20 protein-coding genes are annotated in these 21909 nt (G+C 58.7%); 8 read left to right on the top strand and 12 right to left on the bottom strand.

Annotated elements, in window-relative coordinates; all coding sequences use genetic code 11:
* Both F4X57_04625 and F4X57_04620 read left to right on the top strand, forming a co-directional pair.
* Positions 1–623 (top strand): glucose-6-phosphate dehydrogenase (locus F4X57_04625; GenBank protein MYC06445.1); only part of this gene is annotated, 623 nt, incomplete at its 5' end.
* Positions 624–916: 293 nt separating this feature from the next.
* Complete coding sequence (locus F4X57_04620; protein MYC06444.1) at positions 917–2419, top strand: DUF3179 domain-containing protein; 1503 nt, start codon at positions 917–919, stop codon at positions 2417–2419.
* 398 nt (positions 2420–2817) lie between these two features.
* Here F4X57_04620 and F4X57_04615 read toward each other — a convergent pair whose 3' ends face one another.
* The 7 genes from F4X57_04615 to F4X57_04585 all read right to left on the bottom strand — a co-directional run bounded on the left by F4X57_04615 (position 2818) and on the right by F4X57_04585 (position 8736).
* Complete coding sequence (locus F4X57_04615; GenBank protein ID MYC06443.1) at positions 2818–3198, bottom strand: hypothetical protein; 381 nt, start codon at positions 3196–3198, stop codon at positions 2818–2820.
* A gap of 118 nt (positions 3199–3316) precedes the next feature.
* Positions 3317–4693, bottom strand: a complete 1377-nt coding sequence (locus F4X57_04610) for a PDZ domain-containing protein (GenBank protein ID MYC06442.1) — start codon at positions 4691–4693, stop codon at positions 3317–3319.
* A 217-nt stretch (positions 4694–4910) separates the two neighbouring features.
* The gene (locus tag F4X57_04605) at positions 4911–5750 is read right to left on the bottom strand and encodes a class I SAM-dependent methyltransferase (protein ID MYC06441.1); all 840 of its coding nucleotides are present in this window, start codon (positions 5748–5750) and stop codon (positions 4911–4913) included.
* The gene (gene ruvA, locus F4X57_04600) at positions 5695–6276 is read right to left on the bottom strand and encodes a Holliday junction branch migration protein RuvA (GenBank protein MYC06440.1); all 582 of its coding nucleotides are present in this window, start codon (positions 6274–6276) and stop codon (positions 5695–5697) included. Before ruvA ends, F4X57_04605 begins: the two co-directional genes overlap by 56 nt.
* A 3-nt stretch (positions 6277–6279) precedes the next feature.
* Positions 6280–6780 carry a crossover junction endodeoxyribonuclease RuvC gene (ruvC, locus tag F4X57_04595; protein ID MYC06439.1) on the bottom strand — a complete coding sequence of 167 codons (501 nt, stop codon included), beginning with the start codon at positions 6778–6780 and terminating at the stop codon, positions 6280–6282.
* A 6-nt stretch (positions 6781–6786) separates the two neighbouring features.
* Entirely contained in the window at positions 6787–7542 is a 756-nt protein-coding gene (locus F4X57_04590) for a YebC/PmpR family DNA-binding transcriptional regulator (protein MYC06438.1), read from the bottom strand.
* 336 nt (positions 7543–7878) lie between these two features.
* The gene (locus tag F4X57_04585; protein ID MYC06437.1) at positions 7879–8736 is read right to left on the bottom strand and encodes an SMP-30/gluconolactonase/LRE family protein; all 858 of its coding nucleotides are present in this window, start codon (positions 8734–8736) and stop codon (positions 7879–7881) included.
* Positions 8737–8980: 244 nt separating this feature from the next.
* On the opposite strand from F4X57_04585, the gene F4X57_04580 reads away from it, so the two are divergent.
* Positions 8981–9274: an HU family DNA-binding protein gene (locus tag F4X57_04580; GenBank protein MYC06436.1), complete on the top strand. Its 294-nt coding sequence runs from the start codon at positions 8981–8983 to the stop codon at positions 9272–9274.
* 148 nt (positions 9275–9422) lie between these two features.
* On the opposite strand, the gene F4X57_04575 is transcribed toward F4X57_04580, so the two are convergent.
* Together F4X57_04575 and F4X57_04570 are read right to left on the bottom strand one after the other, a co-directional pair.
* Entirely contained in the window at positions 9423–10649 is a 1227-nt protein-coding gene (locus F4X57_04575; GenBank protein MYC06435.1) for an alanine--glyoxylate aminotransferase family protein, read from the bottom strand.
* A 56-nt stretch (positions 10650–10705) separates the two neighbouring features.
* Entirely contained in the window at positions 10706–12187 is a 1482-nt protein-coding gene (locus F4X57_04570) for a mannose-1-phosphate guanylyltransferase/mannose-6-phosphate isomerase (protein ID MYC06434.1), read from the bottom strand.
* Positions 12188–12564: 377 nt separating this feature from the next.
* Between F4X57_04570 and F4X57_04565 the strand changes: the two genes are divergently transcribed.
* The 4 genes from F4X57_04565 to F4X57_04550 all read left to right on the top strand — a co-directional run bounded on the left by F4X57_04565 (position 12565) and on the right by F4X57_04550 (position 16860).
* On the top strand, positions 12565–13080 hold the full coding sequence (locus F4X57_04565) for a transcriptional repressor (protein ID MYC06433.1): 516 nt from the start codon (positions 12565–12567) through the stop codon (positions 13078–13080).
* A gap of 72 nt (positions 13081–13152) precedes the next feature.
* Complete coding sequence (locus tag F4X57_04560; GenBank protein ID MYC06432.1) at positions 13153–14559, top strand: DUF1800 domain-containing protein; 1407 nt, start codon at positions 13153–13155, stop codon at positions 14557–14559.
* A 49-nt stretch (positions 14560–14608) separates the two neighbouring features.
* Positions 14609–15757 carry a DUF1501 domain-containing protein gene (locus F4X57_04555; protein ID MYC06431.1) on the top strand — a complete coding sequence of 383 codons (1149 nt, stop codon included), beginning with the start codon at positions 14609–14611 and terminating at the stop codon, positions 15755–15757.
* A gap of 107 nt (positions 15758–15864) precedes the next feature.
* Positions 15865–16860, top strand: coding sequence for a hypothetical protein (locus F4X57_04550; protein ID MYC06430.1), 996 nt, complete (start codon positions 15865–15867; stop codon positions 16858–16860).
* A gap of 89 nt (positions 16861–16949) precedes the next feature.
* Here the strand turns inward: F4X57_04550 and priA are convergent, their stop codons facing one another.
* Positions 16950–19427, bottom strand: a complete 2478-nt coding sequence (gene priA / locus F4X57_04545; GenBank protein ID MYC06429.1) for a primosomal protein N' — start codon at positions 19425–19427, stop codon at positions 16950–16952.
* Positions 19428–19708: 281 nt separating this feature from the next.
* Positions 19709–20047 carry a 50S ribosomal protein L19 gene (locus F4X57_04540; GenBank protein MYC06428.1) on the bottom strand — a complete coding sequence of 113 codons (339 nt, stop codon included), beginning with the start codon at positions 20045–20047 and terminating at the stop codon, positions 19709–19711.
* Between the two features lie 212 nt (positions 20048–20259).
* On the opposite strand from F4X57_04540, the gene F4X57_04535 reads away from it, so the two are divergent.
* Positions 20260–21234, top strand: a complete 975-nt coding sequence (locus F4X57_04535; GenBank protein ID MYC06427.1) for a lactate dehydrogenase — start codon at positions 20260–20262, stop codon at positions 21232–21234.
* Between the two features lie 207 nt (positions 21235–21441).
* Here F4X57_04535 and F4X57_04530 read toward each other — a convergent pair whose 3' ends face one another.
* On the bottom strand, positions 21442–21888 hold the full coding sequence (locus F4X57_04530) for a histidinol phosphate phosphatase domain-containing protein (protein ID MYC06426.1): 447 nt from the start codon (positions 21886–21888) through the stop codon (positions 21442–21444).
* Positions 21889–21909: the final 21 nt, after the last annotated feature.

Here is a 21909-nt window from a genome sequence, read left to right as displayed (position 1 = left end):
GCTACGAGATGGCACAGAATGCCGTGCGAGGGCAGTACGAAGGTTATCGTGGGACACCGGGCGTACCGGACAATTCCATCACGCCGACATACGCGGCGCTGCGGCTGAATGTGGACAACTGGCGCTGGATGGGCGTGCCGTACTATCTGCGGACCGGCAAAGCGATGGCGGCGAAAACGTCGGAGATTGTCATCGAATTCCGTAAGCCGCCGCACTCGCTATTTCCTCTGTCTGCCGGTGAAGTCATCCCGTCGAACCTCCTGCGGTTAACGCTGCAGCCGAATGAAGGCATACACTTGGGATTTCAGACGAAGACGCCGGACACCGATATGGCGTCGATGGAACGCACGAACCTTGAGTTTCATTATCGCTCTGCGTTCAAGAATCTGTCGATTCCGGAAGACTACGAGCGCCTGCTACAGGACGCGCTTCTTGGCGACGCTAGTCTATTTATCCGCAACGACCACATCGAAGAGGCGTGGAAAATCGTGGATCCGCTGATAGGCGCGTGGACAGACTCGGCGGTCTCGCCGTTGCACATCTACGCACCCGGTAGCTGGGGACCCGCAGCCGCTGACGAACTGTTAGCGCGCGATGGCAGAAACTGGCTGCGCCGCGATTAGCCGCCGTTCTGTTTCCCTGTACCGTTTCCCCGTTGAGTCGTATACCGCGGGTCGAATCTGCGACGGTGAGCATCATTCTTGCTTTATCAGCATCCTAATTGATGAGACCGTTCATCCAAGCAGTTCACCTTGTTCTTTCCCACTTCCTACTTTCGAGAGGAAGATCTAGTCGAGCTACAGCGTAGTCTGTGATAGGAAATCTGGATAAGTCGATTCAGCTTACCGGCGGATGGGCTGTATCCGCCAGCTGAACAAGTCACGATATTAAGGTCAATTTAGAAACGGAGTTTCACTTGCCACTCAGATTTACTTGGATTGGAAGACGCTTAGTCTATGTCGGATTGTTCATTCTGGGCGGCGTCATATTCGCTGCTTGCGGACATACTGCGACGGAGACTGCGGCAGCGCCGGCGCAAAGCCAGCCCGCTCCGATTTCGGCATCACCGGCTGCTGCGGACGCAGCGGCGCGCGCCAAAACTGATAGCACAGCAACTCAGTCTGCTGTAACAGCGCCTAGTGTGCAATCCCCATCGCGCAGCGCGCCAGCGCAGACATTGCCAACAGTCGAGCCGACAACCGTTGCAATTCCGACTGCAACTTCTGCCCCGCTGCAACAGATGGCTGGGACTATCACCACCTCGCCAACGCCCGATACACAGCCGGTTCCGACTGCTGCGCCAATAGTGACTACGGATAGCGAGCGGAGTAGCGTAACGCCGGACCCGGATTACGAGCGGGCGCTGAATGCCGCACGGCTCAGTACGAATGGATGGGACACCGACTTCAGCCTTCACACTGTGCCGTACAGCCAGATTAGGTTCGTCATTCCGCGTGACAATATACCTTCGATAGACGTGCCCAAGTTCGTCGCGCCGTCTGAGGCGGCGTGGCTAAAGGATGTGGAGCCGGTGGTGTCGCTTGACATCGACGGCGATGCGCGCGCTTATCCGCTGCAGATTCTTACTTGGCACGAGATTGTCAACGATACTGTGGGCGGCGTGCCGGTCTCCGTGACATTCTGCCCGCTTTGCAATTCGGCGATAGCGTTCGACAGGCGGTTGGACGGCGAAGTGCTGGAATTCGGCGTATCCGGCAACCTGCGCAACTCGGACCTGATTATGTACGACCGGCAGACGCATACGTGGTGGCAGCAGTTCACGGGCGAGGGCATCGTCGGCGAACACGCCGGGCGCATGCTGGAATATCTCCCTGCGTCCATCGTGTCGTTCGCCGACTTCAGTCGTGCGCATCCGGACGGCAAGGTACTGTCGCGCGAAACGGGCTTCACGCGGCAGTACGGTCGCAATCCATACGCCGGATACGATACATACGACGGCAATCCGTTCCTGTTTAACGGCGACCTAGATGGCAGGCTGCTGCCGGTTGAGCGTGTCATCGCCGTGAGCATGGATGGCGTGGATTTGGCGTTCCCGCTATCGGTGTTGCAGGAAGAGCGCGTTATCAACTACGAGGTTGGCGAGCGTCAGATAGCGGTGTTTCACAAGTTTGGCACGACGTCTGCGCTGGACGCAAGCGCGATAGCCGAATCGCGCGATGTCGGCGCCGCGGGCGTGTTCGATGCAGTGCTAGACGGGCAGACGCTGACTTTCGGCGCAGAGGAGGACCGTATAGTGGACGACCAGACCGGCAGCGCGTGGGATATTTTCGGCAACGCGACCGACGGTCCGCTAGCAGGCAAGAAGCTAACGCCCGTAGTCCACGGCAATCACTTCTGGTTCGCGTGGGCAGTGTTTAAGCCGGATACCATCTTGTATCAGGGCGAAGACGGCGCTTAACAGGCGCGCGCAGTGAAGGCGACCTAAGAAGAAGGTTGGGTAATGGCAATGATAACTGAATCCGCGTTGACTTGAGACAGACTGCGTTAGTTGGCGGCGATGTCAGCGAACAGGTCGCCCCAGTTCTCGAAGTCGCCCTTGCCGAAACCGTAGCGGTGCGTGATGATGCCGTCGCTGTCTAGGGCGATTTTGGATGCCTGCGTGTAGATTTTCAGAGTCTCCAGCATGCCTTCGTCCGCGTATGCGGTGGCGTATGGCAAGCTCTCACGTTCCCTATCGGCTTCCAGCTTTTCGACGCTCTCGGACGGGTCCGTGCCGACGATGTAGATTGCGACTTGGTCGTTGTAGCTTGCGCCAATCTCTTCCTTGATGCGCCGTAACTCGACGCGGCAGGTGCCTCACCAAGTCGCGTGGAAATAGATGAAGGTGGGCTTGCCTTGCTCGGCGAGGCTCGCGGACGTAACCCTCGTGCCGTCGTACAGGCTCATCCCGAACTCGGGCGCCATCATGCCCACCTTATAGCCGACTTCGACAGGCGCAGCTTCCGGCTCACTCGCCATCGGCTGTGTTACCTTCGGCGGTTCGGAATCGGCTTGAAACATAGTGGTGACGGGTTGAGACGGTTCTGGGGGCGCCGGTTCACTTGCTTGCGGCGCAGCGTCAGGGATGTTCGCCGGTTCGCTCGGCTGCGATACTGCCGGCGCCGACCCGCAACCAATTATTGCTGAAACAGCCGCAACTAGCCCCAGCAGCAGGAATAGCGTAGTTCTGATTTTCATCGTTCTCACTTTTCCATTCGCAAATGATGCTGCGAATTGTCGGATTACTGTCTGCCCGATGTAGAAATCATACCGGAAAGGCATCAACGATTCCAGTTGCGCCGGTTTGCGCTTGATGCTAGTTCGGTGCTTGAGGGCGCGGCTCAAGGGTAACCCACAAGTGCGTTACTTCGCCGCCATCTCGCACGACGCTGACCCTGACGGCGTCGCCCGGGCGCGTATTCTCCAGCAGATAGATGATTAGGTCGTTCATGCCGCCGATGGGGTTGTCGTCCACTGCCGTTATCACATCGCCGCCGTATCGGATGCTGCCTTCGTCGGTCTGCATTGACCTGGTGCTGCCGAGCAGACCCGCCTTTTGCGCAGGTCCGCCGTCCGCGAGCGCAATCACCAGAGCGCCGCGAGTATCCGCAGGCGCGCCCATCAACTCTGCAGTCTCGGCACGAATGTCAGTGCCGCGGATGCCCAGCCACGAGTAGGTAAATGTGCCGCTGCTGATGAGTTCCGGCACCACCTGCTTGGCGATGTTGACGGGGATGGCGAATCCTATGCCGGTGTTCGCGCCTGACCGCGTGATAATCTGCGCGTCAATGCCGATGACCTGGCCCCGCCTGTCGAGCAAAGGCCCGCCGGAATTGCCGGGGTTCATCGGCGCGTCCGTCTGTATCACCTTCGGCAGCGAAAAGAGTGATTCGCCGGCGCGCAGGGTGCGGCCGATGGCGCTCACAATGCCCGTGGTCGTGGAGAACTCCTGCCCGAATGGATTGCCGATGGTGATGGCGAGCTGCCCGACGCGCACGGCATTGCTGTCGCCGAGCGTTACGGGCTGCAAGAGTTCGGCATCGCGGTCAATCTTAATCACCGCCAAGTCCGAATCATCGTCCATGCCCACAACTTCTGCGTCCGTTTCGCTGCCGTCCGAGAACACGACCGTGATGCGCTCGGCATCCGCGACAACATGCCGGTTCGTTACGATGTGCCCTTCAGTGTCCCAGACGAAGCCCGATCCTTGTCCGTTGCGGTAGAAAAAGTCCTGCTTAGAATCACCGCTTGGTGGAGTGGTCTGTCCAAACGGGAAGGGAGACGGGATGCTCGGAATCTGTCCGGTAAATTCAACGCGATTCAACACGAAGATGCTGACGACCGACGGCAACACATTATCGTGCACATCGCCGATGACCTTTTCGTACGCGGCTACAACGCTGTCGGCGTCTAGTTCGACCGTAGTCGCAGTGTTGGAATTATTTGCCGACGGCGATTCCGGTTGTGCTTGCACTGAACCTGCCGTGTCGTTGGATCCCTGCCATGACGCTTGTGTTGTCTCGGCTTGACCATGTGCGGTATTGCCGGTGTTAGTCAAGGCGGCTGCATCGGCATCGACCTGCGCGGCTGGCGCGCTGGTGCACGCCGTTATCGTGAACAGCGCCAGGAATAGCCCGACCAATAGTAAGGGCATAGGGGCCCGGACGAAAATCGTTCTGTCTGCCTGTCTCATGTCGCGCGGAATCTCAATTTTGCTGGGTCAATTCGATGAGGGAAACGCAACTACGGCGATGGAGATGTACGCTTCTTCCTGAAATAATATAACGAATAATGCGGCTGTTGGATAGCAACGGACTGCAAATTGGGAGTGTGTAGGTGGGAATTTGCCGCCATCCTAACCTTCCGGGGGGGAAGGTAAATGTTGCGCGACGAACCGCAAGCCTGATGAATCAGCCGGTGGACGACGCCACCCAGATCATATCTGTGCTGTCCTCGTCGAAGTCATTGCGGTTGAAGTCGCCGTGGAGCGCAAGCACGTCGAAGCCGCATGTGCGCAGCAGGTGGTGCATTTCCCAGCGTGTGATGTAACGCAGGGCGAAGTCGCGGTACATCTTGCTTGCTACGCGCCCGGAATCGTCGAGTTCTTCGATAGTGGTGCGAATGCTCATCACCTGGCTGAAAGCATCGTAGCTCGCCTGATTCCAGATGACCATGTGAGCGCCGATTGCCGGGTCTATGACATCCCTGAAGTAATATGGAACATCGCCCGCCTGCACCATCATGCTTAGATCCGGCACGAATATGTCGAAGACTAGCCTGCCGCCGGGCGCCAAGTGCCGGCGGATGGTCGCCAGCGTGCGCATTTCGTCTTCGACCGAGAGCAACGACAAAAATCCCCTGAACGGGATGATGATTAGGGCGAACTGCGTGTCTATCTCGAAGTCGCGCATGTCCGCTTGCAGCAGATTCAGATTCGGCGTGTGCGCGGACTCGGCTTTGCTTCGCGCGTGTTCCAGCATGGCGGATGACGAATCTACGGCTACAATGTCAATGCCGCTCTGGGCTATGGGAATAGCGATGCGCCCGGTGCCACAGCCCAGTTCGAGGACAGGACCGCCGGAGCGGACGGCTTCTTCGACATAGAACGGGATGTCTTCCACCACATACGAATACACGGCATCGTAGATGTCCGCCCAATCGTCGTATGGTGAGGTATCCATCTGCGTGGATTGCTCAGCCCACGAGCTGCGAGAGCGCCAGGCGAACCTTGTCTTCTGCACTTGCGCCATCGTCGTCTGACAGGGCGGACAGGGCTTCCCGTGCCTCAACCTGCGTATAGCCGAGCGCCACGAGAGCGTCTAGGGCGTCCGTGTCGAGCGCCGGTGTGCTTGCGACGCTCCAGTCGAGTTCCAGCTTGCCTTTGAGTTCCAACAGGATGCGGCTCGCGGTCTTGCGGCCGACGCCGGGCACTGCCGAGAAGCTGTTGACATCGCCGGATTCGACAGCAGTGGCAAGGACTTCTGGACGCAGAATGGACAGAATGTTCAGCGCGACTTGTGGCCCAATTCTGTTGATGCCGATTAGCGTCTCGAATGTCTGACAAGCTTCCGGCGTGTCGAAGCCGTAGAGATTGAGGCTGTTTTCGCGCACTTGCAGCGATGTGAAAAGGCGGACCGTGCCGCCGACCGGCCCGATTGATTCGAGAGACGATGCGGGCGCGCTGACACGCAGCGTAATGCCGCCGATGGATATGTCTGCCCAATCGGAGCCCGTGCCTTCAAGCGTGCCTCGTATCGAGGATATGAGTGAGGTCATGAGTTATGCCCGCGCTCCTTGCGTCAGCGCTTGCGCGCGCCTCGCGTTTATGTGGCAGAACGACACCGCGAGCGCATCGGACGCGTCCTGAGACATTGGCTGCGCGCTTGCTTGCAGTGCGAGCAGCACCATTTCCTGCACTTGCGACTTGGAGCTGTTGCCGAACCCGGTTACCGCCAATTTGACCTCGCGCGGCGCGTATGTTTGCACCGGAATGTCCGATGCGGCGGCGGCCATCATCGCCACCGCTTGCGCGCGCCCGACCGAAAGCGCGGACTTCACATTACGTCCAACGAAGGGTTCTTCGATGGCGATTTCGTCCGGCGCAATCTCCGCGATGTATTCGATCAGCAAAGTGTATAGTTGGTGAAGCCGCTCTGCTTGTGGCGCCGTACGCTTCGCCCTCAGCACATCTGCGTTCACAAATGTCATCGCACTGCCGTCCGTGTCTATCGCGCCGACTCCCATATTATGAGTGCCGGGATCGATTCCTAACGAACGCACGGCGGGTTACTCGTCCCGGTACTGTTCCAGCACTTCGTCCGGAAAATCGGCGTTGGAATAGACTTTTTGCACATCGTCCAACTCTTCGAGCTGGTCGAGCAGGCGCAGAATCTGGTTGGCGACTTTCCGGTCAAGCGTGATGGTGCTGTTCGGAATCATGGACAGCTCGGACGACACGATTGCGGCATCGGTGTCCGTTAGTGTCTGCCGGATTTCTTCGAGCCGGTCAATGGGCGAGTATATCTGCAGCGTGGTGTCGAAAGTCTCGAAGTCGTCGGCGCCGGCATCGATGGCGACGAGAGCGAACTCTTCTGCGTCGTCAGGTTCGGCGTCCACGACCACGATGCCCTTAGGCTCGAATTGCCACGCGACCGCGCCAGACTGCGCCAGGTTGCCGCCTGCCTTCGTCAGTGTGGATCGGATATCGGAAACCGTGCGGTTGCGATTATCAGTCAGCGTCTGCAGCATGATCGCCACACCGCCGGGACCATAGCCCTCGTAGGTGAATTCGACCATCTGATCCTGGTCACCGGACTCGCCCGTGCCGCGCTTGACGGCGCGGTCGATGTTGTCATTGGGCATATTGGCGTCTTTCGCCTTCTGCATCGCCATGCGCAGGCGAATGTTCATGCTCGGGTCGCCGCCGCCTTGCCGTGCCGCAATGATAATCTCGCGCGTCAGTTTGGTGAACAACTTGCCCCTGCGCGCGTCCGTAATCGCCTTCGCATGCTTTATCGTTGACCATTTAGAGTGACCAGACATAGCCCTCCTCCTGCCAAACCAGTGGTGTGTTATTCCGTGAGTGATTTCGTGTGTGGGTTTCCTATTTTAGCACGCGTTATCTGGTCGGTCAAAACGCTTGTAGTGCGAAATTGCGCGTCGCCGCGATTGGAATGGCAATTTGCGACAGCATCGGTCCTGAATTTCGAGAGTGGGAAGAATGTGAAGTCGCGGCGCCGGTGTCCTATATTCCTTTCTTCATCCGAGGGTAAGGCAGGGAAGGGGAAAAGTGCATTCCAACACCTACAGCCACGCTAACGCTCTTATGCGACTGACGGATATTTCCCCTCACTTGCCCATCACACGCCCGCAACACCATCATATCCCAACCCGCGACAGATACTCCGCCTTCCCCTTCACACCTACATTCAGCCGATACAAGCAACCTGCGCCCGGTCCTTCACCGGTTTTATCCTCACCGCCGGCTGTCGTAACATACATATCAGTGAAATCTTCGCCACCGAAGCCTACGCTCGATACTTTGCGCGCGGGAAACCAAATGCGATTGACTTGCTCGCCCTCCGGTGAGTAGCGCACGAGCGACGAGCCGTCCCAGCGCGCCGACCAGACATAGCCGTCAGCATCGACCGTCATGCCGTCAGGGATGCCGTCGTTCTCACCGGTGTTGACGAAAACGCGCCGATTCGATAGCTCGCCTGATTCAATATCGTAGTCGAAGATGTATATGTTATGCGTGGGCGAGTCGGTGAAATACATTTGCTTGGCGTCGGGCGTGAAGCCCATGCCATTGGAAATGCCGATGTCGCCGAGCACTTTGGTGACGGAGCCGTCGGTGTCGAGGCGGTATAGGCTGCCGAGATGGTCGGGCGATGGCATTGTGCCGCAGAACACGCGCCCTGCCGGGTCTGCGATGACATCATTGAAGCGCGACCGGCGCTCTTCTGCAATCTCACAAATATGGTATTGCAGCTCGCCGTTGCGCAGTGTGGCTACCGCGCCGCGGCCCATGAACAACAGCAGGGAGCCGTCCGCCTGCACGGTAAAGCCGCCTACTTCGCCAGATTCGAACAGGAGACCGTGTTCGCCGGAACCTGGATCGTAGCGGAAAATCCTGCCTTGCGGAATGTCCGCCCAATAGACGGCATTCTCCAAGGGATGCCACATGGGACCCTCCCCAACGATACAGTTATAATCGGCAATTAGTTCTAAATTCATTTCAAAACTCCTGCTTGTATTTTCGGAAGTAAGTCTTTACATGTACTCGTCGTTTGGGATATATTTGTGGCGTCTAAGTTCAGAAGGCATTCTAGTTCTTGATATTTCCAAAGTCTAGTTTGTATATCTGGCTTGTCGATACGGTCGGCTTAGCGCTACAGTCCCTCGGCGGTTGCCGATGTTTGTTGGGGCTACAGGTATAATCTGAAATAGGGAACACAAAGACAATGGAGGGCGGGTATAGATGGCTACCCTTAGGAAGAACGACATTTCGAGAGATGTCGCTAGAGAGTTGGGCGGCACTCACGCGCAGGGTGAAGCTGCCTTGAATGCGGTGCTGAAGAGCATTCAGCAGGCATTGGCGGCAGGTGATAGGGTGGTGCTTACCGGGTTCGGCTCTTTCGAACTGCGCGATGTCAAGGCGCGAAAGGTGCGGCCAATACACGGAAGCAGCGCGGGCGATCTCATAGAAGTGCCTGCTCATAAGCGCGTGGGCTTCTCTGCCGGGTCGGAGCTCAAAGAGGCGGCGCACCAGTAGCGATTATTCCTAGTCACCTGTGATTATTGAGCACAAAAGTGGACTAGCAAAACGCCAGTCCACTTTTGATATGCTGACCAATAAGGTCCGTAGCGAGACTTTCCGGCGCGCCATCTGTGCGTTCTAGCCTGTCAATCCGCATTCACGCCTATGACATTGCCGCTGTGCCAAGTTCGCTACTTGCTGCGGATACGCCTGCGCCGCTTGCCACTTCGTAGCCGAATTCCGGCAGCACCGCTTCCAGCGCGGACAGCAGTGCCAGCACATACTCCGCCTTGCTTGATTCCCCCATCAGCCCCACGCGCCACACCTTGCCTGCCAGTTCGCCCAAGCCGCCGCCGATTTCGATGCCGAAACCTCGCAGCAATCTCTGCCGCACCGGCGTGTCTTCCACGCCATCCGGTATGCCCACGACCGTTATCTGCGCAAGCCGATGTTCCTGCGGCACCACGCACTCTAGTCCGAGCGCTTCCAGCCCGGCGCTCAAAGCCCTTGCGTTGCGCGCGTGTCGTTCAAACCTGTTCTCCAAGCCTTCGGACAGCGCAAGCCGCAAGCCTTGCCTCAGCGCGAGTATCATGCTCACCGGCGCGGTGTGATGATATACACGCGGCTCCGTCCAGCCCCAGTAATTGCCCAGCAGGTTCAAATCGAGATACCACGACACCGGCAGCTGACTTCGGTAGCGTATCGATTGCAGCGCGCGCTGGCTCAATGCGACCGGCGAAAGACCCGGCGGGCATCCGAGGCACTTCTGCGTTGCTGAATATGTGTAGTCCGCATCCCACTCGTCGAACGCGACTTCGTTGCCGCCAAGCGATGTTACTGTGTCAACCATGAAGAGCGCGTCATGCTCTTTGGCGAGCCGCGCTATGTCTGACATAGGTTGGCGCACGCCTGTCGATGTCTCCGCGTGGATGGCGGTTACCATCTTCACATTTGTGTGCTTTTTCAGTTCGGACTTCAGCATTTCTTCAGGGAATGGGCGTCCCCAATCGGCGCGCAGCGGCACAACGTTCGCGCCAATGCGGGTTGCCATTTCCACCATGCGTTCGCAGAAAAAGCCGTAAATGCACATGACGACCGTATCGCCCGGTTCCAGGAGGCTGCTTAGACCGGCTTCCATGCCGGACGACCCCGTGCCTGAAATCGCCAGCGTGTTCGCGTCATCCGTCTGGAACACGCGCTGCAGCAGCTCGCGCACTTCGTCCATTATCAGCATGAAATCGGGATCGAGATACCCTATCATCGGCTGCATCATCGCTTGCAGCACGCTGGGGCTGGCGTTGCTGGGTCCGGGACCTAGTAGGATACGCGGTGGAACGGCGGGGATTTTCGATGCGGGTAATGGAGATGCCGGCAAGGAGCGCTGCGTCATTTATGCACCTTCGAGAAATCGAACTTACGGATAATCTTGGGTAATCCTATGTACCATTATAGATTATCGTGGATGTGGCGGTCGTATCTGTCCTCGAAGCGCACAATGTCGTCCTCTTCGAGATAGCTGCCGGTCTGCACTTCGACTACCTCCAGCGGCAGCGTGCCGGGATTTTCAAGCCTGTGAATTACTCCGACCGGCACATAGGTCGATTGGTTTTCTGTCAGCAGGAATTCCTCGTCGCCGCGCGTTACTTTCGCCGTTCCCTTGACCACGACCCAGTGTTCCGCGCGATGATGGTGCATCTGCAACGAAAGCACCTCGCCGGGCCGTATCGTCAGCCGCTTGACCTGAAAGCGATCGCCGGAGTCCACTGTCTCAAACGAACCCCACGGGCGGTTTATCTTCACATGGTTTTCCTGCTCCGGGCGTCCGTCGCGCTTGAGCTGTTCGACCAGTTCCTTGACTTCCTGGACGCGCTCTTTGTGCGCCGCGAGCACGGCGTCGGGTGTTTCGATGATAATGACATCCTGCAATCCGACCGCCGCGATAAGCCGGTCTTCGCTGATGACAAGTGAGTTAGACATTGAGCGCGCATACACATCGCCCTTCGTGATGTTGCCGCCCGCGTCGCGCTCGCTCTCTTCCCACAGTGACGACCATGCGCCAAGGTCTGTCCATCCAATATCCATCGGCAGCACAAGGCAGCCCGTCGTGCCCTCATCGGAGTCCCGCTTGCCCATGTGCTCCATCACGGCGTAGTCGATTGACTCGCTTGGACAGGCGGCGAACTGCGCAGCATCCGGCCGATAGAAATCGCCGTCTTGCCGAAGCACGGCATGCGCGGCGATGCATGCATCCGCGATGTCCGGGCGATGCCGCCTAAGCTCCTGCATCCAGACAGACGCGCGCATCATGAACATTCCGCTGTTCCACAGGTACGCTTCCGAGTTCAGCATCTCGCGGGCGACCTGCTCGCCGGGCTTTTCGATGAACTCCGCGACTTGAAACGCAGATACGCCGCTCTGCAGAGGTTGCTGCTCGCCCTTCCTTATGTAGCCGTAGCCGGTCTTGGGCGAGTCCGGCTGTATGCCGAATGTGATGATGCCGTTGCGCGCCGCCTCTGTCGCGCCGAATTCGACAAGCCGCCTAAACCGCGCTGCGTCTCGCACCACGTGGTCGGCGGGCAGCACAAGCATTACCGGGTCGTCATTGGCGAAATCGGCGTCTTTGTCAAGTAGCATCAGAGCCGCGAGGGTCAACGCTGGCGCCGTGTTGCGTCCGACAGGTTCGAGCGCGATTGCCAGTGCGTCCTTGTCCACCTGCCGCAGGTGTTCAGCCACGAGAAAGCGGTGCTCTTCGTTGCAGATTATCAGCGGGTCGGTAACATCGCGCGTCCCGTCGAGCCGACGCACCGTATCCTGAAAGAGCGAATGTTTGCCCATTAGTCGCAGGAATTGCTTTGGGTGCGCCTCGCGTGAGAGCGGCCACATGCGTGTGCCGGAGCCACCGGCTAGTATCACGGGATGCAGGGGCATATATGACCTTTCTGCGGAGCAGGCGAATTCTCGTATAGGACTGCGCCGGTTGTTGTTTCCTATTGCCTATTGCGGTTGCTATTATATGAGGCTGAAAATCGGCAGGTCAACGCAGTTTCAGAGCGCGAGAGGGGGATATTGCCTCTGCTTCCCGCTTACATCGCCGCCGCAAGTGGAAAGTGAAGATCATTTCAGAGTGTATCCTTGGCAGTGCTAGGATAATTCGCCCGCATCCTAACCTTCCCCATAAAGCGGAAAGGGACTTATAAAATCTCCTCAATTTGTGGAATTGTGCTTGACATGTTAGCGCGGTTGTCATAACTTACAGGCATCATCATTTAGAACCATTCTAATTATTGCAAGATCGGTGGTAAGCAGTGGTCGTACAGGCGGCAACAGAGTCTGTCAGCCCGTTTGAGCGGGGAAGCGAATTGGAGTCTCGGCTAGTGGAGATGAAAGCCGCGCTCAGGGACAAGGGTGTTGCGGTTACACGCAAACGCGCGAAGCTGCTCGAAGTGCTGCTGGCGAGCGATCGTCATCCGTCCGCGAGCGAGATTCACGAAGGAGTGTGCGCGGCGTATCCCGGCACGAGCCTTGCCACGATTTATAACACCATCGAGATTCTCAAAGAGACTGGACAAGTGCTGGAAATCGAGTTCAGCGCTTCAGCGAACCGTTACGACGGCAGAATACCCGTGTCGCACCCGCATCTCGTCTGCTTGCAGTGCGAGAAGGTGGAAGACATGGACTACACGGCGCCGCACGACCCGCTCGACCGCGTATCCCAGACTACGGGATATGAAATCGTCCGACTACGCACCGACTACTACGGCACCTGCCCCGAGTGCCAAGAGGCATCGCAAGTGCTTTTGGGCGAAAGGGGGCGCTTATAGTTTTGACGACGACCAATAACATCCAACGGTCAATGACGATAGGACTCAACATGTTGCGAAAGGAGTATGCGCATGTCCAATAGAGAGGAAATCGCCCTGCTAGCCCATCTTATGAGGCGTGCCGGCTTTGGCGCGACACGCGACGAGCTAGAGGCTATGGCAGAGCAGGGGTACGAGGCGACGGTCGAGCATCTGCTCGATTACGAAAGCCAGCCCCCGGTCGATGAGTACACGCTGTACAGGTATCATCCGATAACGGAAGTACCCGGCGGCGCGGCAGCGCCTGGTCAGGCGAACTGGCTGTATTTCATGGTCAACACGCAGCGGCCGCTGAACGAGAAGATGGCGCTCTTCTGGCACCATGTGTTCGCGACCGGTAACGCCAAGGTTGACAATTGCAACCACCTGCTGGATCAGATTCAGATGTTCCGCGATGTCGGAATGGACAACTACCGCGAGCTGCTGGTGAAACTGGCGAGCGATCCTGCCATGATTTACTGGCTGGACAATAACGAGAACCACAAGGTCGCGCCCAATGAGAACTGGGGCCGCGAACTTCTAGAGCTATTCTCGCTTGGCGTGGGCAACTACACCGAGCAGGATGTTTACGAGTGCTCGCGCGCGTTCACCGGCTGGACTATCTCCGCGAAGATGCCGCGCTATCCCTACGGCAGGCATCCGTGGCAGTTCGAGTATCGCGCGGAAGACCATGACGAGACTGACAAGTCCTTCTTGGGCTACACCGGCAACTTTAACGGTGAAGACATCATCGACATTATCCTGAAGCAGCCGGCCTGCCCGAACTTCATCGCGCGCCACCTGTACAACTTCTTCGTGGAAGACGAGCCGCAGGTGCCAGCGTGGAACATCGAGCAGCCGCGCAATCCGGATGCGATCCGCGTTCTGGCACAGACTTTCGTCGAGAATGATTACGACATCAAGCCTGTGCTGCGCGTGCTTTTCAACTCGGACTTCTTCAAGGACGCGATGTACAGGAAGGTCAAGAACCCGACCGAGGTTGTCGTCAGCACCCTGCGGCTCACCGGCGACCTTCAGGGTCCCGACCCGCGCCTAGAGGCTGTCGCACGAGAGCCCGGCTACATGGGGCAGGACATCCTCGACCCGCCCAGCGTGGAAGGCTGGCATACGGGACACGAGTGGATTAACAGCGGCTCACTCGTCAAGCGCGTCAACTTCGTCGCGGACAGGATCAGCGACACGAACCTGCCCGGTGTGCAGCGCATCGTCGAGCGCATCGCAGGCGCGAATGGCGCCACTATGACGCCGGAAGAGTTCGTTGAGAACTGCCTCGACCAGATGGGTCCGCTGCCCGTATCCGACCAGACGCGCGGCGAGCTACTCAGCCAGGCGCAGAGCGAAGGCACTGTGGACTGGGAAGGCTCCTACGACGACTCGGCGCGGCGCACCGGCGAAATGCTGGCGCTCATCGGCGCAACCCGCGAGTATCAGTTCGGCTAAACCAAGGGCATCGCACACCAAGCACTTTCCTGATTTAGGAGGAAAACAGATGGCAAACACGAACAAACCGCCGGTTCTGGTCGTACTGCAGCTCACGGGCGGCAACGACTACTTCAACACGGTGATCCCGTACACCGACGGCAACTACTACGACAGCCGCCGCTCGCTCGGCATCTCCGAGAACCGCGTGCTGAAGCTCAACGACGAGCTCGGCTTGCACCCGGCGATGGCGCCCATGAAGGACGTCTTCGACAAGGGCGACATGGCGGTCATCCACGGCATCGGCTACGAGAACTCGCCGCGTTCGCACTTCCGCTCGATGGACATCTGGCACACCTGTGAGCCGGACAAGGTTGGCACGGAAGGCTGGCTTGGCCGCGCGCTAAAGCAGATTGACCCCAACTCCGAGAATCCCGTAACCGGCCTCAACGTCGGGCAGGCTCTGCCTCGCGCGCTGGTAGCTCCGGGCGTCTCGGTCGCTTCGGTTGCCGATGTGTCCACTTACGGCTTGCTCACGAACATAGAGCAAGAGCAGCAGCGCCAGCAGGTACTCGAACGCTTCGCGAATATGTACGGACCGGCAGTCGGCAGCGGGCAGGTAATGGAATATCTCGGGCAGACCGGTCTTGACGCGCTCAAGGGCGCCGACATCCTGAAGGTTGCGCCGAACCAGTACGAGTCCAGTGTTGAATACGGCGCGAGCCCGATAGCGCAGAAGCTGCGGGACATTGCCATGATTCACACCGCGGATGTTGGCACGCGCGTCTTCTACACCGACCACGGCAGCTTCGACACGCACGCGGCGCAGGCGACTACGCACGCGCAGTTGTGGACCGACGTCTCCGAGGCGGTCGCAGACTTCTGGGACGACCTGCGCGAGCACGACGCGGACGACAATGTGATTATGTTCATGTTCTCGGAGTTCGGACGCAGGGTTCGAGACAACGGCTCCGGCACCGACCACGGTGCGGCAGGGGTTGCGTTCGCCATCGGGCCGAATGTCAATGGCGGCTTCTATAGCGAGTACCCAGAGACGCGCGCAGAAGCGCTGCAGCAGGGCGACCTCGTACCCAACCAGGACTTCCGCGGCGTGTACTCCACGGTGCTCGAAGACTGGATGAAGTTGGACGCGCCCAGCGTGGTCAACGGGCAGTTCGAGGCGCCGGCTTTCATCCACACCAACGGCGGCAGCCACTAGACCGAAGTTCGGCATTGGTTCACTTGCCATGCAATCCCCGCAGTTCGCAGACAACTCGGGCTGCGGGGCTGGCAGTGTAAATTCGGATTAGATCGGAAGGGGACATTGTGCTTACGACAACCGTATCAGGCCGCACTTGGAACTTCAGCCACGCAATCGGACGCAATGCTGCGGCGGGCAACGGCTTCACGCAGCCGACCGATGTAGCAGTGGCGCCGGGCGGCGTTCTATATGTGCTAAACAGAGGGCAGGAAGGCGCCGGCGGCGTGCAAGCGCCCAACAAGCGAATCGGCAAGGTCACCATAACTGAAGAGTTCATTGGCGACTTTGCGCGCGAAGAGCTTGTCTGGCCGATGAGCATCGCCGTTGACAGCGCGGGAAACCTGTACTGCACGGACGAATTCGACAAGAAAATCAAGGTCTATGACACGGACGGCATCAATGCGGGGGAATGGGACGGCGATGGCAATCTCGGTAGCCCGTCCGGTATCGCCTGCGACGCGGACGACAACATCTATGTTACGGACGCGGCCTCTAACGAGGTGAAGAAGTTCAGCAGCGACGGCAAGCTCCTCGCGTCGTTCGGCGGCGCGGGCAGTGCGCCCGGCGAGTTCAACCGGCCTTGGGGCATTACCATCGGCTCGGACGGCGGTGTGTATGTTGCGGACTGGGGCAACAACCGCGCTCAGAAGTTCTCCGCCGACGGCGAGCATCTCGCCACCTACGGCGAAGAGACTAGCGGCGCTGCCGGCGCGCTCAACCATCCGTCCGACATTGCCGTGGACAGCGAGGGCGATGTATATGTCTCTGACTGGGGCAACAAGCTCGTCAAGATATACGAGAATGATGGACCGGTGCTCACACAGCTCGAAGGCGACGCCATCGAGTTCTCCAAGTGGGCGAAAGAGGTCGTGGAGTCCAACCCGGATGTGGTGAAGGCATATCGCCGCGTCAAGGACACGCGGTCGCTTGGCTTGTTCAATCGCCCGGTCGGCATCGCAGTCGATGAGGACGACAACATAATCATCACCGACAGCACCCGTGGCCGCCTGCAAGTGTACGCCAAGGAAAAGGACTATATGGATCCGCAGTTCAACCTGTAATTGCGGTCAGCCCAAATGAGAAAGGGACGCCACGCATTCGGCAGGGCGTCCCTTTTTTTCGTCCATCACCAATCGCGTTTCGCAATCCCTCAAGTCAGCGCCACCGGATCGATGTCCACATTCCAGCCCTTCGGCACTTCTGCCTTGTCCAGCAACTCGCGTGGATTCTTGCCGCGCAGGATGATGTGCCAGCGATAGCGTCCACGCAGCCGCGCCGGGAACGCGGGCATTGGTCCCAGCACTTCCGTATCGGTAATGTCCCATTCCGCCCTGCGCCGGCGCAAATTCGTCGCCATGCGTATCGCCTCGGATTCGCACTTCGCTTGGTTGGTGTCCGTGTACAGCAGGCGAATTAGGCGGCTGTACGGCGGGTTGTCCTGCTGACGGCGATACGCCATCTCACGCATATAGAATAGCTGATAGTCCTGCGCCGCGGCCGATTGTATGGCGTAATTGTCCGGTTGGAATGTTTGGATGATTACCTTGCCTTCGGTGCTGCCGCGACCCGCCCTGCCCGCGACCTGATGCAGCAGTTGGAAGGCGCGCTCACCGGCGCGATAGTCCGGTATCGTCAACCCGACATCGGCGGAAACTACACCGACCAGCGACACGGATGGGAAGTGCAATCCCTTGGCGATCATCTGCGTGCCGACGAGCACCTGCGCTTCACCCGTTCGAAATCGCGTCAGTAGTTCTTCGTGCGCTTTTGGACTGCTGGCGATGTCCCTATCCCAGCGCAGCACGCCGACATCGGGGAAGCGCGCCGCGACTTCGGCTGCGACGGCTTCCGTGCCTATGCCGTAGTTGCGCAGGCGAGATCTTAGGCACTGCGGGCACACATCCGGCGGCAATCGCCGGCGTCCGCAATAGTGGCAAATGTAGCGCCGCGACGCCGCGTGGTAGGTGACGCTGACATCGCAGTGCCGGCAGCGCAAGCTGTACCCGCAACTGAAGCAGCGCAAGTGCGACGAAGTGCCGCGCCGGTTCAAAAAGAGCATCGCCTGTTCGCCGGAATCTAGGCAAGCTTGCAACGAATCGTTAAGCGCGCGGCTGAACATGTTAGTGTTGCCCGCGCGCAATTCTTCGCGCATATCCACGACCTGTACCGAGGGCATCGCGCCCGTGGTTGCTGTGCGTGCGCCCGCGTCCTTGTCCGTGTCCCCATCCGCGTCAATGAATCGCTTCGTAAGCCGGTGCAGCCGATACCTGCCGTTCATTCCTGCATAGTACGAGCCGACATCCGGAGAAGCGCTGCCTAGCACGACCAACGCCTGCGTCATATCAGACAGGCGCAGGCTGACCTGCCGCGCGTGGTATCGTGGCGCGGCGTCGTGCTGCTTGTAAGTCCACTCGTGCTCTTCGTCGATGACGATTAGCCCAAGGTCAGGCACCGGCGCAAACACCGCGCTCCGCGAGCCGATGACGAGATCGTACTGCCCGCGTCGTATCTTCCACCATTGGTCGAAGCGCTCGCCGTCCGACAAGCCGCTGTGCAGTACGGCGACCCTACTCGGGAATCGTGCGGCGAATCGTTCGATGGTCTGGTATGTCAGCGCGATTTCCGGAACGAGCACAATCGCTTGCTTACCCATCTGGATGCAGCAGTCCACCGCGTCCAAATAGACCTCCGTCTTGCCGCTGCCGGTTACACCTTCGATGAGGAAGGTCGTGCCAAGCGCAGCCGTCTGCTCGAACGAGCTGTGAATCGAAGTCGCTGCCTCAGACTGCTCTACATTGAGCCGCATTGTTGACGGCTGCGGAAACGACCTGCCGTCTAGCGGGTCTCGGTCTAGGGCGACGGTCTTGGTAGCGAGCCAGCCCCTATCCATGACCGTCTTGACTATGCTTGCTCCGAACTCGCGGCGGACCTCGGTGATTTCAATGGGTTCGTGGACTTCGCGCAGATGCTCGACAAGTGCCGCCTGTTTGCGCGCTCTCGTATTGTCAAGCCATTCGTCGATGTCCGATGCGCTGTCGGGCGCGATGCCGACTAGAGTACGATACTTGTGCTTAACCGACGGTTCGGGTAGGGAATAGTCGCGGTTTAGGATGTCGCGGCGTACTAGGCTTGCGACCGATGCGGCTGCGCCGTCGCCAAGCGCCTTGACTACGGCATCGTGGGTTGCGGAGCCGCGCTTGGATATATAGTCCATCACGCGCTGTTGCAGCGGTGTGATGCGGTTTTCGTCGGTGTCCGCGTCGCTCAATGTGAGATGGACGCGGGCGCGCACACGACCGCCAGGGGGCAGCATCGGCGTGGCAGCCTCGAACAGCGAGCAGACGTAGTATTCGCTAATCCATCGGGCGAGCCGCAGCCGCACATCGTCGAGCAGCGGCTCATCGAATACGACACTTGTAATGTCCCGCGTGTCCGCGTCCGCGACTTGCGTATGATCCGCAAGCGAGAATACTATGCCTTGCAATGTGCGCGCGCCGAACGGAATGCGCACGAGATTGCCCGGCGACACGCCCATCCCCCGTGGAACGCGATAGCTGAAAGTGCGACCGGGCGCGGTCGGCACATCCACCGCGACCTCCGCAAATCTCTCGTTTCGCTGTTCGGCCATATCGTCCTCTGCGCGAGTATGCCGGCAGGCTAATCCGGCGCTTAAGGCATTTTGCGATTGCGTACTATGGAAGAGTTAACCACCATCCTGGCACCATCCTAGCCATTCGTCATCAAAGTTGAAAGAACGCATTGGGGCAGGTTTCATTGAGTCTTGCGTTCAATCGTATGGTTGCGGGCGTATGATTACGCCCCACTAGAAATACTTCTCGCAAAATAGCAAAAGGGCAGACTTCTCACGGTCTGCCCTAATGTGTATTCGTAGATTGTTCACTTGAATACCTACCGGCGTTCTTTGATGCGGGCGGCGCGGCCGGACAGGTTGCGCAGGTAGTACAGCCGCGACCGGCGCACCTTGCCGCGCCGTGTTACCGTGACCGACTCCACATTGGGCGAGTGCATGAGGAATGTGCGCTCTACGCCGATTTCGTAGCTGACGCGGCGCACCGTGAACGACGCGCCCGGACCTCCACCGCGCTTGCGAATGACGACGCCTTGGAACGCCTGCAAGCGGGTGCGTTCACCCTCGGTAACTCGGATTTCCACGCGCACGGTATCGCCGGGCTGGAACTCTTCGATGTTCGGATTTGCTTCTAGTTGGACTAACTCGTGCGCTTCCATTAACACTTTCCTATAACAAGTGGTGATTATTCAATTCTTACATGCTATTCTAGCGTTAATCTATTGGCACGCGCAAGTTATTCGGCGCACTGCGGACACTGGCTTGCGCGCGCTGGCATCAGTTGAATATAATCTCTGCTGTGGATTGTGGCGGTGGCTTGGTGGTGGTCTGGCATTTTTATCATATTGAAGGAAATTGATAGGAGAGTTAAATGGCAGCGAGTGTTGCATATCTTTCCCCGAACGGGGATCTTTTGGAATCTTTTCAGGCGAATGCGCCCGAAGGCGCGGAGGTCAAGTGGGTCGATTCGTCCCAGTCCATAGAGGATCAGGCGAAGGACCTAGAAGGCGTTGCGGCGGTTGTCGTTACGCCCAGCGTATATTCCGTTGAGCTTGCTCGGCTGACGCCTAGCGTGCGACTTGTGCAGACGGTCAGCGCGGGCACGGACATGATCGACAAGCAGACGCTCGGCGAGCTAGGCATTCGCGTGGCGAACAACGGAGGCGGCAACGCAATCGCTGTCGCGGAGCACACGATTACGCTGCTGGTCAGCGTGTTCCGTAAGATGCAGCTGCAGTACAATGCGGTGAAGGCGGGCGAATGGATGGGCAACATCCGAACGGACTGGTTCTCGCAGGCGCACGAAATCGCGGGCAAGACGGTCGGCATTGTCGGGCTTGGGCGCATCGGTTCGCGCGTGGCGCGGCGGCTGCAGGGCTGGGAGTGCGAGATCATCTACTATGATGAGGTAGCGATTGACCCCGAGCTGGAAGCCGAACTGAAGGCGACGCGAGTATCGATGGACGAGCTGCTGCAGTCGGCGGACATCATAACCCTGCACGTGCCGCTCAATCGCAGCACGACCAAGCTCATCAGCGACCGCGAATTCGACTTGATGAAGCCGTCCGCGGTGCTCATCAATGCCTGCCGAGGTCCGGTCGTTGACGAAGCCGCGTTGATTCGCGCGATCGAGGAGAAGAAGATTATGGCTGCCGGTCTTGACGTGCTCGAAGACGAGCCGACATCGCCGGACAACCCGCTCTTCGCATTCGACAATGTGCTGATTACGCCGCACCTCGCCGCGTTCACGCAGGAATCGGGCGAGCGCAGCCGCGCCTTCGCAATCCACAACACCTCGCAGGTCGCAATAGGCGAAGAACCCGAGTCCATCGTCCTGCCCGACTAGCCGTAATAGCGTTGTATGCTGGGCGTCTATGAGGCGCCTAGCCTCTTCAAGAAATCCGATGGGGCGAATTGCTGTGGGTGATTCGCCCCTTCTTCACTTACGCGGGCGCCGGGTGCTACCGACATGTCGGATTTCGGTGTAATCGGTCTGCCCGATTAGCGCGCGGTCGAATGAAATATGCTACCCGATTCGCAGACTGAAGGGGAGTCAATCCCGTATGCTGGGCGTATATGGCACGCCTATCTTCTTCAGGAAGTCCAGTGGGGCGAACTCCAGCAGGTGATAGGCTTCTTCTTCACTTATACCGGATCCGAGCGCGACGTTCTTCGCGAATTCCGGTGTGAGCAGATCGCCGGGTTCGTGCGAGTCCGAGTCTAGTATTAGGCGCGAGCCGGCTGCCTTCGCCATGCGCACTACGTGACCGTTTGTGAAGCTATGACCCTTACGCGCAGACACTTCGAGGAATATATCCTTCTTCGCGGCAATTCGCGCTTCTTCCAGCGTAATTAGGCCAGGGTGGGCTAATCCATCCACATGGTCCGATCTGAGCGATGCCATATTCGTGCCCGGTTCGACCGGCTCTACGACTGTTTCGCCGTGCACGGCAACGACCTTCGCGCCTAGCAAGCGTGTGTCCCTCGCCACCTCGTCGATGTCGTCTTTGGGCGCGTATTC

This window comes from Chloroflexota bacterium (assembly GCA_009840355.1).
Lineage (GTDB): Bacteria > Chloroflexota > Dehalococcoidia > Lucifugimonadales > JADFKI01 > Bin90.
Note: the sequence above shows the minus strand (reverse complement) of the source record. Positions and strands in the feature narration are given on the sequence as shown.

Bases quoted from the DNA above. Each gene is read 5' to 3' on its own strand.
- F4X57_04615 (MYC06443.1), bottom strand. From the start codon at position 3,198: ATGAAAATCAGAACTACGCTATTCCTGCTGCTGGGGCTAGTTGCGGCT.
- F4X57_04610 (MYC06442.1), bottom strand. From the start codon at position 4,693: ATGAGACAGGCAGACAGAACGATTTTCGTCCGGGCCCCTATGCCCTTA.
- F4X57_04605 (MYC06441.1), bottom strand. From the start codon at position 5,750: ATGGCGCAAGTGCAGAAGACAAGGTTCGCCTGGCGCTCTCGCAGCTCG.
- ruvA (MYC06440.1), bottom strand. From the start codon at position 6,276: ATGACCTCACTCATATCCTCGATACGAGGCACGCTTGAAGGCACGGGC.
- F4X57_04590 (MYC06438.1), bottom strand. From the start codon at position 7,542: ATGTCTGGTCACTCTAAATGGTCAACGATAAAGCATGCGAAGGCGATT.
- F4X57_04585 (MYC06437.1), bottom strand. From the start codon at position 8,736: ATGAATTTAGAACTAATTGCCGATTATAACTGTATCGTTGGGGAGGGT.
- F4X57_04580 (MYC06436.1), top strand. From the start codon at position 8,981: ATGGCTACCCTTAGGAAGAACGACATTTCGAGAGATGTCGCTAGAGAG.
- F4X57_04575 (MYC06435.1), bottom strand. From the start codon at position 10,649: ATGACGCAGCGCTCCTTGCCGGCATCTCCATTACCCGCATCGAAAATC.
- F4X57_04570 (MYC06434.1), bottom strand. From the start codon at position 12,187: ATGCCCCTGCATCCCGTGATACTAGCCGGTGGCTCCGGCACACGCATG.
- F4X57_04560 (MYC06432.1), top strand. From the start codon at position 13,153: ATGTCCAATAGAGAGGAAATCGCCCTGCTAGCCCATCTTATGAGGCGT.
- F4X57_04555 (MYC06431.1), top strand. From the start codon at position 14,609: ATGGCAAACACGAACAAACCGCCGGTTCTGGTCGTACTGCAGCTCACG.
- priA (MYC06429.1), bottom strand. From the start codon at position 19,427: ATGGCCGAACAGCGAAACGAGAGATTTGCGGAGGTCGCGGTGGATGTG.
- F4X57_04540 (MYC06428.1), bottom strand. From the start codon at position 20,047: ATGGAAGCGCACGAGTTAGTCCAACTAGAAGCAAATCCGAACATCGAA.
- F4X57_04535 (MYC06427.1), top strand. From the start codon at position 20,260: ATGGCAGCGAGTGTTGCATATCTTTCCCCGAACGGGGATCTTTTGGAA.